The sequence below is a fragment of the uncultured Brevundimonas sp. genome, assembly GCF_963975535.1.
Classification (GTDB): domain Bacteria; phylum Pseudomonadota; class Alphaproteobacteria; order Caulobacterales; family Caulobacteraceae; genus Brevundimonas.
This window is the reverse complement of sequence record NZ_CAXBHE010000005.1, coordinates 227,882-240,566: the sequence shown is the minus strand read 5'-3', so window position 1 is coordinate 240,566 and position 12,685 is coordinate 227,882. Positions and strand designations below refer to the sequence as shown.

At 69.7% G+C, this 12,685-nt stretch carries 13 protein-coding genes; 7 read left to right on the top strand and 6 right to left on the bottom strand.

The genetic code is table 11. The features are described 5' to 3' along the window. Positions 1–66 precede the first annotated feature (66 nt). Positions 67–2,280, bottom strand: a complete 2,214-nt coding sequence (locus tag AACZ75_RS09310) for a TonB-dependent receptor (RefSeq protein WP_339872574.1) — start codon at positions 2,278–2,280, stop codon at positions 67–69. Positions 2,281–2,456: 176 nt separating this feature from the next. Between AACZ75_RS09310 and AACZ75_RS09305 the strand changes: the two genes are divergently transcribed. Together AACZ75_RS09305 and AACZ75_RS09300 are read left to right on the top strand one after the other, a co-directional pair. Further along, positions 2,457–3,224, top strand: a complete 768-nt coding sequence (locus AACZ75_RS09305; RefSeq protein WP_339872573.1) for a TetR/AcrR family transcriptional regulator — start codon at positions 2,457–2,459, stop codon at positions 3,222–3,224. Between the two features lie 73 nt (positions 3,225–3,297). Then, positions 3,298–4,059 carry a LytTR family DNA-binding domain-containing protein gene (locus tag AACZ75_RS09300; RefSeq protein ID WP_339872572.1) on the top strand — a complete coding sequence of 254 codons (762 nt, stop codon included), beginning with the start codon at positions 3,298–3,300 and terminating at the stop codon, positions 4,057–4,059. Positions 4,060–4,069: 10 nt separating this feature from the next. Here AACZ75_RS09300 and AACZ75_RS09295 read toward each other — a convergent pair whose 3' ends face one another. The 3 genes from AACZ75_RS09295 to AACZ75_RS09285 all read right to left on the bottom strand — a co-directional run bounded on the left by AACZ75_RS09295 (position 4,070) and on the right by AACZ75_RS09285 (position 6,549). After that, entirely contained in the window at positions 4,070–5,533 is a 1,464-nt protein-coding gene (locus AACZ75_RS09295) for a carotenoid oxygenase family protein (protein ID WP_339872571.1), read from the bottom strand. Between the two features lie 22 nt (positions 5,534–5,555). Beyond that, positions 5,556–5,978: a DUF2141 domain-containing protein gene (locus AACZ75_RS09290; protein ID WP_339872570.1), complete on the bottom strand. Its 423-nt coding sequence runs from the start codon at positions 5,976–5,978 to the stop codon at positions 5,556–5,558. Between the two features lie 160 nt (positions 5,979–6,138). Then, positions 6,139–6,549 carry a metallopeptidase family protein gene (locus AACZ75_RS09285; protein WP_339872569.1) on the bottom strand — a complete coding sequence of 137 codons (411 nt, stop codon included), beginning with the start codon at positions 6,547–6,549 and terminating at the stop codon, positions 6,139–6,141. Positions 6,550–6,667: 118 nt separating this feature from the next. Between AACZ75_RS09285 and AACZ75_RS09280 the strand changes: the two genes are divergently transcribed. The 4 genes from AACZ75_RS09280 (at position 6,668) to AACZ75_RS09265 (ending at position 11,268) form a co-directional block, all read left to right on the top strand. Next, positions 6,668–8,995, top strand: coding sequence for an ATP-binding protein (locus tag AACZ75_RS09280; RefSeq protein ID WP_339872568.1), 2,328 nt, complete (start codon positions 6,668–6,670; stop codon positions 8,993–8,995). 68 nt (positions 8,996–9,063) lie between these two features. Continuing rightward, a complete protein-coding gene (locus AACZ75_RS09275) occupies positions 9,064–9,909 on the top strand; it encodes a haloacid dehalogenase-like hydrolase (RefSeq protein ID WP_339872567.1) in 846 nt (281 codons plus the stop codon). A 114-nt stretch (positions 9,910–10,023) separates the two neighbouring features. After that, positions 10,024–10,560 (top strand): rhodanese family protein, encoded by a 537-nt coding sequence (locus tag AACZ75_RS09270; RefSeq protein ID WP_339872566.1) that lies wholly within the window; start codon positions 10,024–10,026, stop codon positions 10,558–10,560. Positions 10,561–10,701: 141 nt separating this feature from the next. Further along, positions 10,702–11,268, top strand: coding sequence for a hypothetical protein (locus AACZ75_RS09265; RefSeq protein WP_339872565.1), 567 nt, complete (start codon positions 10,702–10,704; stop codon positions 11,266–11,268). Here the strand turns inward: AACZ75_RS09265 and AACZ75_RS09260 are convergent. Further along, the gene (locus tag AACZ75_RS09260; RefSeq protein ID WP_339872564.1) at positions 11,265–12,056 is read right to left on the bottom strand and encodes a kinase; all 792 of its coding nucleotides are present in this window, start codon (positions 12,054–12,056) and stop codon (positions 11,265–11,267) included. The two genes, AACZ75_RS09265 and AACZ75_RS09260, sit on opposite strands and share 4 nt — an antisense overlap. A gap of 1 nt (position 12,057) precedes the next feature. Then, positions 12,058–12,378, bottom strand: coding sequence for a 2Fe-2S iron-sulfur cluster-binding protein (locus tag AACZ75_RS09255; protein WP_339872563.1), 321 nt, complete (start codon positions 12,376–12,378; stop codon positions 12,058–12,060). Positions 12,379–12,457: 79 nt separating this feature from the next. Between AACZ75_RS09255 and AACZ75_RS09250 the strand changes: the two genes are divergently transcribed. Further along, positions 12,458–12,685, top strand: a complete 228-nt coding sequence (locus tag AACZ75_RS09250) for a hypothetical protein (protein WP_339872562.1) — start codon at positions 12,458–12,460, stop codon at positions 12,683–12,685.

The following is a 12,685-nucleotide window of genomic DNA, read 5'->3' as shown; positions in this document are numbered from 1 at the left end:
GGCGGCCCCGGAGAACCGCCGCCCCTTCGATCCCGGGGGATCAGGCTTTCAGGTGATCGATCGTGATCAGAACTTGACCTGCAGCATGGCCGAGACGGTCCGCGGCGGGCCGTAGTAGCCGATCACCGAGTTGTTGAACGCCGCGCCCGGGAAGTTGTAGCCCCCGATGCGGTATTCCTCGTCCGTCAGGTTCTTGCCGTACACGCCGAGCGTCAACTTGTCGTTCGGGGCCGTCCACACCACCGACAGGTCGACCAGCGAATAGGCCTCCTGGTCGAGGACGGCGTTCGGGAACTCGAACTGGCTGTAGTCATCGCGGTAGCTGATGGACGGCGTGACGGCGAGCGCGCCACCGGCCATCTGGCCGCGCCAGGTCAGGCCGAAATAGCCCGTGTATTTCGGCGCGTTCTGCAGCACCACCAGGTTGGCGATGTTCTCGTACCGGCCGGTGCCCAGGTTGAAGCGCTGGAACTCGTCGAACTCGGCGTTCAGGTAGCCGACGGCGAAGTTGGCCGTCAGCGAGTCCGCGATCCGCAGCGAGCCTTCGAACTCGGCCCCCGAGATGGTCGAGGAGCCGACGTTGTCGACGAAGCTGGCGATGCCGCCGACGGCCGGGACCTGGGTGGTGACCTGCTGGTCCTGGTACTCGTTGTAGAACATGGCCGTGCTGAACGACAGGCGGCGGTTGAAGGCGGACCCCTTCAGGCCGATTTCGTAGGCGTCGACGTTTTCAGGCTCGTAACCCCCGACGGTGCCCGGGGTCAGGATCGCGTCGCCGCGCATGTCGAAGCCGCCCGACTTGAAGCCGGTCGAGAACGAGGCGTAGCCGGTGATCCGGTCGCTGAAATCATACGACAGGGCGAAGCGCGGCGAGATGTCGGTGAAGTCCCGGCTGTTGGTGTAGTCGGTGCGCACCAGGGTCGGGGCCCGGGCCGTGCCACCCAGCAGCGGGCTGCGGGTCGCGGTGGCGTAGTTGGCGCGGAAGACATCGCCGGTCTTGCTGTCCTGGGTGTAGCGCAGGCCGATCGACAGGTGCAGGCGGTCGGTCAGGTCGGCGTTGACGTCGGAGAACAGCGAGAAGCTCTCGGTCTCGACGAAGCCGCCGGTGCCGATCACGAAGCCGAAGTTTCCGAGGATGGTGTCGAACGCGCCCGAGGCCTTGGCGTTCAGGTAGTAGGCACCGATGACGCCCTGGACCCGGTCGCTCTCGAACTGGAGCTGGAACTCCTGGGTGAACTGATGGTCACCGTAGACGGCCGGGATATCCAGCGTCGGGGCCGGGGTGTTGTCGAAGTCGATGACCGTGTCGGTCTCGCCGCTGCGATAGGCGCTGATCGATTTGAAGGTCAGGCTGTCGCTGAGGTAGAATTCACCGGTCAGGGACACGCCCTCGGTGATGACCGAGTTCTTGTCGCCGACGCCGGCATAGGTGTCATAGACGTTGGGCGTGACGCCCGCGCCGACACCGGTACCGGCCAGTTCACGGTGACCGTGACGCGGGTTGGAATTGTCCTCGGTCCGGTCATAGGCCAGGCGGAACAGGCTGTTGTCGTTCGGCTGGAACTCGACGCTCAGGCGACCGGCCAGGACGTCCTTGTTGTAGGACTCGGCGCCGGTGTTCAGGTTCTCGCCGTAGCCGTCACGGTTGTAGCTGGCGATCGCGCCGCCGATGCGAAGGGTGTCACCGAGCGGCAGGCTGCCGCTGGCCAGAAGATCCATCTGGTTGTAGCTGCCGTAGGTCCCGCGCAGGGTCATTTCCGGCGTGTCCGACAGGCGCGCGGTCACATATTTGATCGCGCCGCCGATGGTGTTGCGGCCGTACAGCGAGCCCTGGGGTCCACGCAGGACCTCGATGCGCTGGATGTCGAAGATGTCGAGAACCGCACCCTGGGGGCGGGCCACGTAGACGTCGTCGATATAGAGGCCGACGCCGGGCTCGAAGCCCCAGAGCGGGTCCTGCTGGCCGACGCCGCGGACGAAGGAGATCAGGGTCGAGTTGGAACCGCGCGCGGCCTGGACCGTGGCGTTCGGGGTCTGCTGCTGCAGGGCCGTGATGTCCGAGGCACCGGTTTCCTCGAGGCGCTCGGCCCCCAGGGCGGTGACGGCGACCGGAACGTCCTTCAGCTGCTCGTCGCGACGACGGGCGGTGACGATGACGTCATCGAGCGAGGAGGCCTGCGGTCCGGTCGCCATGGCGCCCGTATCCTGGGCCATGGCCGCGGTGGACAGCGCGCCGAGGGCGGCACCCGCCAGCAAGGCGGTCTTTACATATCTGTTCATTTGGTACCCCAATTGTTGTGTTCCAGCCCGTTGACGCTTTTATTCAGCGTTCAATGATTTTCACGGAACCTATCCGCTTTCCCCGCCCTGTCAAACGACGTGACGTTCCCGGCGCGCCAAATCCGCCGCCTGTGGCGCCGTTGCACAGGAGCGGTCAGGCGGCCTAGCCTAGGGCCATGACCAGGCCAGACGCCCCAGACCCCGCTTCCGACGCCGCGCCCAAGGCCCCGGCCGCGCCGGCCGCCGGTGCCCCCGCCCGTCGCGGGCGCCCGTCCAAGGCCCGGTCCGCCGGTGCCGGGGTGGCGCGCGAGTCGATCCTCGACGCGGCCGAAGACCTGTTCTCCAAACACGGCTTCTATGGCGTCACCATCCGTGAGGTGGCGCGCGAGGCCGGTGTCGACACCGCCCTGGTCCATTATTATTTCGGGGCCAAGCGGGCCCTGTTCGACGCCGTCTTCCTGCGCCGCGCCGAGATCTGGAACAGTGAACGGGTCGACGCCATCAACCGCTATGCCCAGGAGGTCGGACCGGACGGCATGACCTTCGAGGGGTTGCTCGAGGCCTTCCTGCGCCCGCCGTTCGCCTGGTCACTGAAGGGCGGCCCCGGCTGGAAACACTATTCCGCCCTGGTGGCCCAGACCAATGCCAACCCGGCCTTCGGCGGCGAGATCATGACCCGCTATTTCGATCCGGCGGCGCGGCGGCTGATCGAACTGATCAAACAGATCGTTCCGGATGCGCCCGAGGTCGACCTCTACTGGGCCTATCACAACCTGTCGGGCGCGCTGACGCTGACACTGGGCGAGACCGGCCGCCTCGACCGCCTGTCCGGCGGCCAGTGCCGGTCCGGCGATCTGGAAAGTGCCTGCGACTATATGGTGCGCTTCGCCGCGGCGGGCTTCCGGGCCGTCTGCGGCCCGGGCCCGACCCCGCGGGCCGGCTAGACCGGATCAACGCTCGCTTCAGGGACGGGCCGATTCATGGTTTCAAGGCATGGACGCGCCCCGGGGATACCGAATGAGTCAGACTGACAGCCCGCCCGAACGCCCGCCCGGCCTCAGGATGCTGGTTGTGGCCGTGGCGGCCGGGGCCTTTCTCGCCATCAGCGGGGCCTTCAGCCTCGGCCACTATCCGATCCTCAACCGCCTCGCCTACTGGATCCCGCTGATGATCGCCGGCGGAGCCTGGGGTCACCTGTGCTCGATCGTGATCGCCCGCCGGCTCGACCCCGAACGACAGCCCTGGCTCACGGCCGCCGTGGTGACTGTTGCCATCTCCGGCCCGCTGACCGTGCTGGTCTGGGCCCTGACCGGTCCAGCCTTCGGCCAAGGCCTCTACAGCCTCGGCATATTGCCGCATTTTCTGCTGCCGGTGACGGTGGTGACCGCGACCATGACGGTGCTCAACATCTTCCTCGACCGGGCCCGGCCGGTCGCCACCCACGCCGCCGCGCCGGGCGGGCCGCCCGCCCGCTTTCCCGACCGGCTGCCGCCCCGGCTGCGCGGGGCCACCCTGATCGCGGTCCAGGCCGAGGACCACTATCTGCGCGTCCATACCGACCGCGGTTCCGACCTGATCCTGATGCGGCTGTCGGACGCCCTGGCGGAGCTGGAGGGCCTCGAGGGGGCCCGCACCCACCGCAGCTGGTGGGTGGCGCGCGGGGCGGTGCGCGACGTCAGCCGTGGCGACGGCCGGGCCCTGCTGACGCTGGACGGCGGCCTGACCGCGCCGGTCAGCCGCCGCTACGCCCCCGGCCTGCGAAAGGCCGGCTGGTACTGACCGGCCGGCGTCAGCCGTGCCAGAGGCCGTGAAAGCCGGCGGGCACGACGGTGTCGCTGCGCCACGAGACCACCGGACCGTCCTCGATCCGCGCCACGTCCAGCACATGCAGTTCACTGGTCCGGGCCGCCAGATTGATCGACGGACCGATCAGCCAGGCGTCGCGCTCGTCCGTCGCCCCCGGTTTCGGCACGAAGACCATTTCGTCCAGCACATGATCGGACCCGAAATCGAAGGATCGCGCCTGCTGGGCGTCCCGGTCATACAGGCCGACGGCGCGGGCGAACGGCCGGCCGGGCGTTTCGCCGGTCGTATACAGGCTGAGCCGTCGTGCCTGACCGGCGCGGCGCGGGTCGCTGCGCGGAAACTCGGCGACGATGCCGGTGCGCTCGAGGCTGCCGCGTCCGTCGAGCGCCAGGGTCACGAACGCCAGCCGCGCCGGCTGACCGCCCAGCGGGACACCGTTCAGCACCTCGCCGCCGCCTAGGGTGGCGAACCGCATGTCCTCATGGGCGCAGACGTCGAATTGGATGGCCCCGTCCGCCGTCTCCCAGGCGTCGCCCAGATGGAAGAAGCCGAAGCTCGGCAGGGTATACAGCCGCCGCACCGTCAGATCGGCCTTGTCCAGCACCAGCACCTGGGTGCCCGCCTCCGGCCGCCAGTCGAACCCCGCACTGTAGGGCATCACCGAGCGCGCCCGGATCCACGGCTGCAGCACGATGACCAGATGGCGCGCGGTGGCGGTGAAGTCGTGGACATAGCTGGCCCGGGGCAGGGCGATCACCCGGGCGTCCTCCAGCGTGCCGTCGGCGGCCAGCCGCCAGACCACGGCCTGGTCGCCGTTCATGCCCAGGTTCCAGATCCGTCCGCCGGGCTCGACCCGCGGATGGGCGAGGAAGGGCATGCCCTTCAGGTCGGGCCGCAGGCTGACGAAGTCGTGGGTGGCCAGGGTCTCCGGGTCCAGCGCCAGCGGGGAGCCCGCCTCCCACAGGGCCCACAGTGAGTCCCCGACCATCAGCAGGGCGGTGTTGGCGGCATTGGCGTCATCGACCGACCCGATCTCGGCCCGCGGGTCGGCCGCGGTGCCGAAGCCCGGCATGACCATGGCGTCGAGCCGCGTCTCCTGCCGCCGCTTGGGCGTATCGGCGAACCGCGCCGCCAGCTCCGCCTGGCCGTCGCGGATGCGGAAACGCCGGATCAGCCCGTCGCCGTCGAACCAGTGCCCCGCCGCCCCGCCCGGCCGCCGGAATTTGGCGGGACCGTTGCGATACAGCGCCCCCTCCAGTCCGGCCGGGGCCTGGCCGTGCAGCCGCCGCATCGCGTGCGGGGCGATGTCGGCCTCGACATCGGCGGTCACCAGGGCCCAGTCCCGGGTCGCGGCTCCGGTCTGGGCGGCCAGGGCCGCGTCGGGGGTGAGGACCGCGGCCGATACGGCGGCCGCGCCCATCAGGAAGGCTCTGCGTGAGGGGGTCATGTCAGCTCCTGTCCGGTTCAGATCAGCGAATGACGATGGTCTGGGCGGTCGTGCCGGGGACAGCGAACCGGGCCCGGTCCCAGCGCGCCGGTCCCATATTGCCGACCGCATTGTTGGAGAAGGCATAGGGCTCGGTCGGCATGCCGAACGGGTTGGTGTTCATCGTGCCGTCGCCGTTGACGTCGTGATAGGCCTTCATGCCGTAATCGCCGGCGGGCAGGTCATCGAAGGTGGCGGTCCGCTGGCCGGCGGCGACGTCGAGGCGGGCGCTGCGCACCGGGGCCCCGTCCGACCAGGCCGCCTCACTGTCATACAGGGCGACCATCACCGCCCCGGTCGGCGCACCGGTCTCGAACGTCAGGGTCAGGCGGGACGGCTCGACGGCCAGGGCCGGGGCGGCGGTGGCCAGGGTCAGGGCGGCGAGGGCGGCGGTTACGGTCTTCATGGCGGACATCCTGTTCAGGGCGAGACCCGGTCGCCGGGTCCCGATGTCCGGACCCTCGCCCCGCCCCGCCGCCGGGACCACCCCGCTTGCGGCGGCGGACAGGCCGGGTTCGTGAACGGGCAGCCGGTGTCCACTGGCGACGCGTGAACGCCCGCCCCGCTCAGTCGGCGGAGTCCTCGATATGATGGATCTGGTCATCGTCGAGGCCGAAATGGTGGCCGATCTCGTGCACCAGCACATGGCTGATGATCTCGTACAGGCCCACGTTGCCGCGCTCGCACCACTCATCGAGGATCGGCCGGCGATAGAGGAAGACACGCGACGGCTCCGGCGCGGGCCCGAAGCCCTCCTGACGACCGATGTCGACGCCGTGATACAGGCCGGTCAGCTCGAACGGGTCGTCGATCCCCAGCCCCGCCAGCGTCTCGTCGTCGGCGAAATCATCGATACGCAGCACCACATCCCCGGCCAGCGCGCGGAACGGTTCGGGCAGGGCCGCGAGGGCGGCGCGGGCCAGCCGGGCGAAGTCGTCGAGGGCGGGGGCGGTCTGATCGGTCCAGGGCGAGGTCATGCCTTCCATATCGGCACAATGGGTCTCTGCGGCAATCGCGTTCAGTGGGCGTGGCTTTTTCCCAGCTTGCGCTATGGTAGCCGGGCGAGTCAGCACGAACCGGCGGATAGATCTGCGAATGGCCGAGGCCGATATTGCCTATGTAGCGACCGCGGGAGCGGCAGGCCTGGCCCTGGCGGTCAGCGCCTGGGCGTGGCGAATGCGGGCCCGCCTGTCCTCGCGCGACCGTCATGGCAGCGCCGAACTGGTCGCCACCCGCACCGCCCTGGCCGATTGCGAAGGGACCCTGGCCGCCTTCGACGACACCCGGTTGTCGCTCGACGCCACCGGCGTGACCGGGGTGATCGGCGCGCCGGAGGTCTGGAGCGACATGGCGCGCGACCTGCCCGGGGCCGACACCCGGCCGATCGACGCCGTGCTCGACGCCGTGCGCGCCGGTGCCGGTCCCCGGCTCGATGCCCTGATCGCCACCGGCGAACCGTTCGACCAGGTGCTGGACCTGCCGTCCGGGACCTGGCGCATCGACGGCCGTCCGGCGGCGGGCACCGCCTGGCTGCGTCTGGCGCGTCTGGGGGCCGTGACCCAGGTGGCCGAGAGCGGCCTGGGTCTGCTGGCCGATTCCTCGCCGGCCCCGACCTGGATCGTCGATCCAGCCGGGCGTCTGGCCTGGGCCAACCGGGCCTGGCTGGCCGAAATGAAGGCCGACAGCCTCGAGGACGCGATCGCACGTACGCTGAGTTTCGACCGCGGGGCCGACGCCATCGTGGCCGAGGCCGGGCGCATGCACGCCCGTCAGGAAGGCTTCCGCTGGACCACCGGGGGCGGCCGTCGTCGCGCCTGGCGAATCATCGCCGAGCCGGCCCCCGGCGGCGGCGTGGTCGCCTTCGCCATCGACATGACCGAGGCCGAGGAGACGCGCGACACCCTGCGTCGCCACGTCGAGGCCCATGACGAGACCCTGAACCATCTCGCCGACGCGGTGGCCATCTTCGGCCCGTCCAAACGGCTGGCCTTCCACAACACCGCCTTCCAGGCCCTGTTCAACATCGACCCGGCCTGGCTGGACGAGCGCCCGACCCATGCCGAACTGCTGGACCGGCTGCGCCAGCGTCGCCTGCTGCCCGAGGTCATCGACTATGCCGGCTGGAAGGCGCGCGAGCTGGAATTCTACGGCGCCTCCGAGGTCACACCCGACGACAGCTGGTCCCTGCCGGACGGCCGCACCCTGCGCGTCGTGCGCCAGCCGCATCCGCTGGGCGGCATCCTGCTGCTGTTCTCGGACATCACCGACGAACTGCAGCTGCGCAGCCGCTTCAACGCCCAGATCCAGGTCCAGACCGCGACCCTCGACAAGCTCAATGACGCCGTCGCCGTGTTCGGCTCGGACGGCCGCATCCGTCTGCACAACGAGGCCTTCGAGGGCTTCTGGAAGCTGACCGCCGAGCAGCTGACCGAGGCCTCGGACTTCGACGCCATCGCCGAGCTGTGCAAGGCCGCCCTGCCCGACCCGGCCCTGTGGCTGGGGCTGAAGGCGCGGGTCGCCGATCCCGATCCCGAGAGCCGCGTCGCCATCTCCGGCGAGGGCCGCACCGCCGACGGCCGTATCGCCGCGTGGCAGACCCGCCCCCTGCCCGACGGTGCCACCCTGGTCGCCTTCTCCGACGTCACCGCCCAGCGCGAACTGGAACAGGCCCTGGCCGCCAAGGCCGCGGCCCTCGAGGAAAGCCAGGCCCTGAAGCGCGAGTTCGTCGGCAGCGTCTCCTATGAGCTGCGCACGCCGCTGACCACCATCGTCGGCTATTCGGAACTGCTCGAGACCCTCGGCGGCCTGCCCGAGCGCAGCCGCCAGCAGGCCGGGGCCATCCGCGTCGCCGCCAGCCAGCTGGCCCGCTCGATCGACGACGTGCTGGACATGGCCCAGATCGACGCGGGCGAGATGGAGCTGAGCCTCGGCGACCTGCACGTGCGCGACATGTTCGCCGGGATCGTGTCGCGCTACCGGCCGCGGGTCGAGGGCCGCGGAGCCACGCTGAAGGCCAAATGCCCGGCCCGGCTGCCGACCGTGCGCGCCGACGAGCGCCGCATCACCCAGGCCCTGGACCACCTGCTGGAAAACGCCGTCCGGGCGGTGTCCGAGGGCGGCGAGGTCACCCTGACGGCCGAGGCCAACAGTTCCGAACTGCGCATCCGGGTCGAGGATACCGGGCGCGGCATCCCCTATCATCTGCAACCGCATGTGTTCGACCGCTTCGTGCGCCGTGACCGCGGCGGCCCGGGCGTCGGCCTGGCCCTGGTCAAGGCGATGGTCGAGATGCACGGCGGCTGGGCCGAGGTCGAAAGCGAGCCCGGCAAGGGCGCGGCCTTCATCCTGCACCTGCCGCTGCGGGCCTCGTCCGCCGCCGCCGCGCCGGAACTGCGACTCGGCGGTCTGGCCGGCGTCGAGTGACGCGCTTTGACCGCCTGCGCGTCAGGCCCTAACTAGCGGCCGCCACCCCTTCCCGACCTGGACATCCGATGGCCCTCAAGCCCCTCAAGACCGCCCTGATCTACGATTTCGACGGCACCCTGGCCCGTGGCAACATGCAGGAGGTCAGCTTCATTCCGTCGATCGGGATGACGCCGACCCAGTTCTGGAACGAGACGGTCCAGCCCCAGACCATCGCCTGCGATGGCGACGGCATCCTGATGTATATGCAGATGATGCTGCAGGTGGCCCGCGAGCAGGGCCAGCCGGTGACCCGCAAGGCGCTGCGCGACCACGGCCAGGACGTGGCCCTGTTCGAGGGGCTGCGCGACCTCAGCTGGTTCGAGCGGATGAACGCGATCGGCGCGCAGTACGGACTGGAGATCGAGCACTACATCATCTCCGCCGGTCTGACCGAGATGATCGAGGGCTGCCCGATCAATCCCGCCTTCAAACACGTGTTCGCGTCAAAATATGCCTATGACGCCGACGACGTCGCCGTCTGGCCGGCGGTCGGGGTCAACTACACGACCAAGACCCAGTACCTGTTCCGCATCAACAAGGGCGTCCACAACCACTGGGACGACGAACGCATCAACCGCTTCATCCCCGACGACGAGCGGCCGGTGCCGTTCGAACGGATGATCTTCCTCGGCGACGGCGACACCGATGTGCCGACCATGAAGATGATGCACACCAAGGGCGGCTTCTCGATCGCCGTCTATGATCCCGACAGCACGCCGCGCGACCGCGACAAGGTGCACCGGCTGATCAGCGAGGACCGGGTCAATTTCGTCGCCGCCGCCGACTATCGCGAGGGCTCGGCCGTCGACCTGATCGTCAAGGGCCTGATCGGCCGCATCGCCGTCAACGCCGGGCGCATGCCGGCCGACTGACCCGCCCGGCCCTTGCTCCGGCAGCCCTCGGCACCCGCCGACCCGAAGCGCCGGGCGGACAGTGATCCGCCGCGCCGCCTCCATCTCCCGAAACACCAGCACAAGACTGACCGCATGACCGTTCTCACCGCCCTGTCGCCCGCCGAGCTCAATGCACGCCTGGAGGCCGGCACCGTCCTGCTGATCGACATTCGCGAACCCGACGAATTCGCCCGTGAACACATCCCCGGCGCGACCACGACGCCCCTGTCCCTGTTCGAGAAGGCCGACCTGCAGATCCTGCCCGGCCGCGACGTGGTCTTCATGTGCCGCTCGGGCAACCGCACCCGGTCCGCCTGCGACCGACTGGCGGCCCGGGTATCGGGTCACGCCCATGTTCTCGCCGGCGGCATCGACGGCTGGAAGGCCGCCGGTCTGGCCACGGCGAAGAACCGCCGTGCCCCGCTGGAGATGATGCGCCAGGTCCAGATGACCGCCGGCGGGCTGATCCTGATCGGGGCGGGCCTCGGCCTGCTGGTCCATCCGGCCTTCTGGGGTCTCGCCGCCTTCGTCGGTGCCGGCCTGTTCTACGCCGGGGCCACGGGGTTCTGTGGCATGGCCCGGCTGCTGGCGGTGCTGCCCTGGAATCGCAACGCCTTTCCGGCGACCTAGGGCGTATTCCGCGACCGGGGCATCCCGGCTGTCCGGCCGCCTCACCGGCAGCGCCGGACGCCCGCCGGCCGACTGACCTGAGTCAAGGACGCGCGCCTGCGGACGCGACATCCTGCGTTCAATCCCGATGGAGGACGCACCATGACCGCAGACGACAGCCCCGACACCGTGCGCGAGGCCGTGGGCGTCTTCGCCTCGGCGGACACCCTGCAGGCGGCGATCGACGACCTGCTGACCTCCGGCTTTGACCGCGCGGAACTCAGCCTGCTGGCCGGCGAGGACACCGTCGTCGCGAAGCTCGGCCACCACTATCGCAAGGTCGCCGAACTGGAAGATGACCCGACCGCCGCCCGGGTCTGCTATGTCTCGCCGGAATCGATCGGCGGGGCCGAGGGGGCGCTGATCGGCGGCCTGCTCTACGCCGGCGCGGTCGCCGCGACCGGGGCCATCCTCGTTTCCGGGGGCAGCCTCGCCGCCGCCGTCATCGGGGCCGCCGCCGCGGGCGGCGCCGGCGGTCTTGCCGGTACCGTCCTCGCCCGCCTGGTCGGGGACCACCAGGCCGGCCGCCTCCAGGAACAACTCGATCACGGCGGCCTGCTGCTCTGGGTGCGGACCTGGAACGCCGCCGACGAAGCGCGGGCGGTCGGGATTCTGAAACGCCACTCCGGGCGTGACGTCCATCTGCACGGGACCCCGACGGTGAACTAGCCGGCGACGACCCGACGCGCCCGGCTCAGGCCCAGAACGACGTCGGCCGCAACGCCGCCGTCGATCATCGACCGCGTGATCCGTTCAAAATATTCGATAAAACCGGCCACGCGCGCGCGCCTCGCCGCCGGCAGCCCGGCCGGGGCCAGCCCCATCAGTCCGGCCTCCTGCTCGCAACGCCAGTCCAGCACCACGTCAAGGCCCGGAGCCTGCAGGAACAGCAGGGCGTCGAACCGGGCGAACAGCGCCCGATAGGGCCCGGCCAGCCGGTCATTGACGGCCCGCCGCCAGCGGCCGTCCGCGTCCCGGTTTCGCTCCAGCGCATTGACCGGCGCGGCCAGGGCCGCCGCGTCCTGCGGGCTCGCCCCCAGACACCAGCCGTCCAGCAGGATGGCCACCGGCCGCCCGGTGAACACCGGCCAGGCCTCCGGCGGTAAACGATCGTCGGCCAATTTGTCGAAGACGGGCAGGGGCGTGCGGTCGTCGGGTCCGGCCGCCGACAGGGCCGCGATCACCCGGTGCAACAGGGCCAGATCATGGGTCCCTGGCGGCCCCCGGGTCGCGAACAGCGGATGGACGGTGCGGGCCAGGACCTGACGCTCGGCGTGGGTCAGATAGACGTCATCCAGCGACAGATGCGCCGCCCCGGTGCGGGCGGCCACGGCGCGGGCCAGGGTGGTCTTGCCCGAGCCCTGCGACCCGGCGATGGCGATCAGCGGCACGTGGCCGGGACGGGCGTGCGCCGCGATCAGGGTCTCCACGGCCGCGATCAGCCGTGGATCGATCATCTCAGTGCTGGTTTTCCGGCAGCCGCACGATCAGGCCGTCCAGCGCGTCCGAGACCCGGATCTGGCACGACAGGCGCGAGTTGGGCTCGACCGCCTCGGCGAAGTCGAGCATCGACTCCTCCATGGCGCTGGGCTTGCCGGTCGCCTCGCGCCAAGCCTCGTCGATATAGACATGGCAGGTGGCACAGGCACAGGCCCCGCCGCAGTCCGCGTCGATGCCGGGGACATTGTTGCGGATCGCCCCTTCCATCACGGTCAGGCCGGTCTTGACCTCGACCGCGTGCTCCCGGCCGTCATTCTCAATGTAGGTAATTTTCGCCATGGGACGGTCTTGGCAAAGCCAGGCGGGCGAGGCAAGGCCATAGATTGATGCTGGCATTCATTTATGGCATGTTCCACCCATGACCGCCCTGCGAAAAATAACCGTGCATCTGCCCAGTGAGCTGATCGACGGGGCCCAGGCGGCGACCGGAGCCGGCATTACAGAGACCGTGCGCCAGGGCCTCGAGAAATTGCGCCGGGAGCAGTTTTATCGTCGAATGGAGGCCTTGCGGGGGAAGGTGGATTTCGGTGATCTGTCGCTGGATGAGTTGAGGGAAGACAAGGACTACGGCTGGGAACAACCGTGA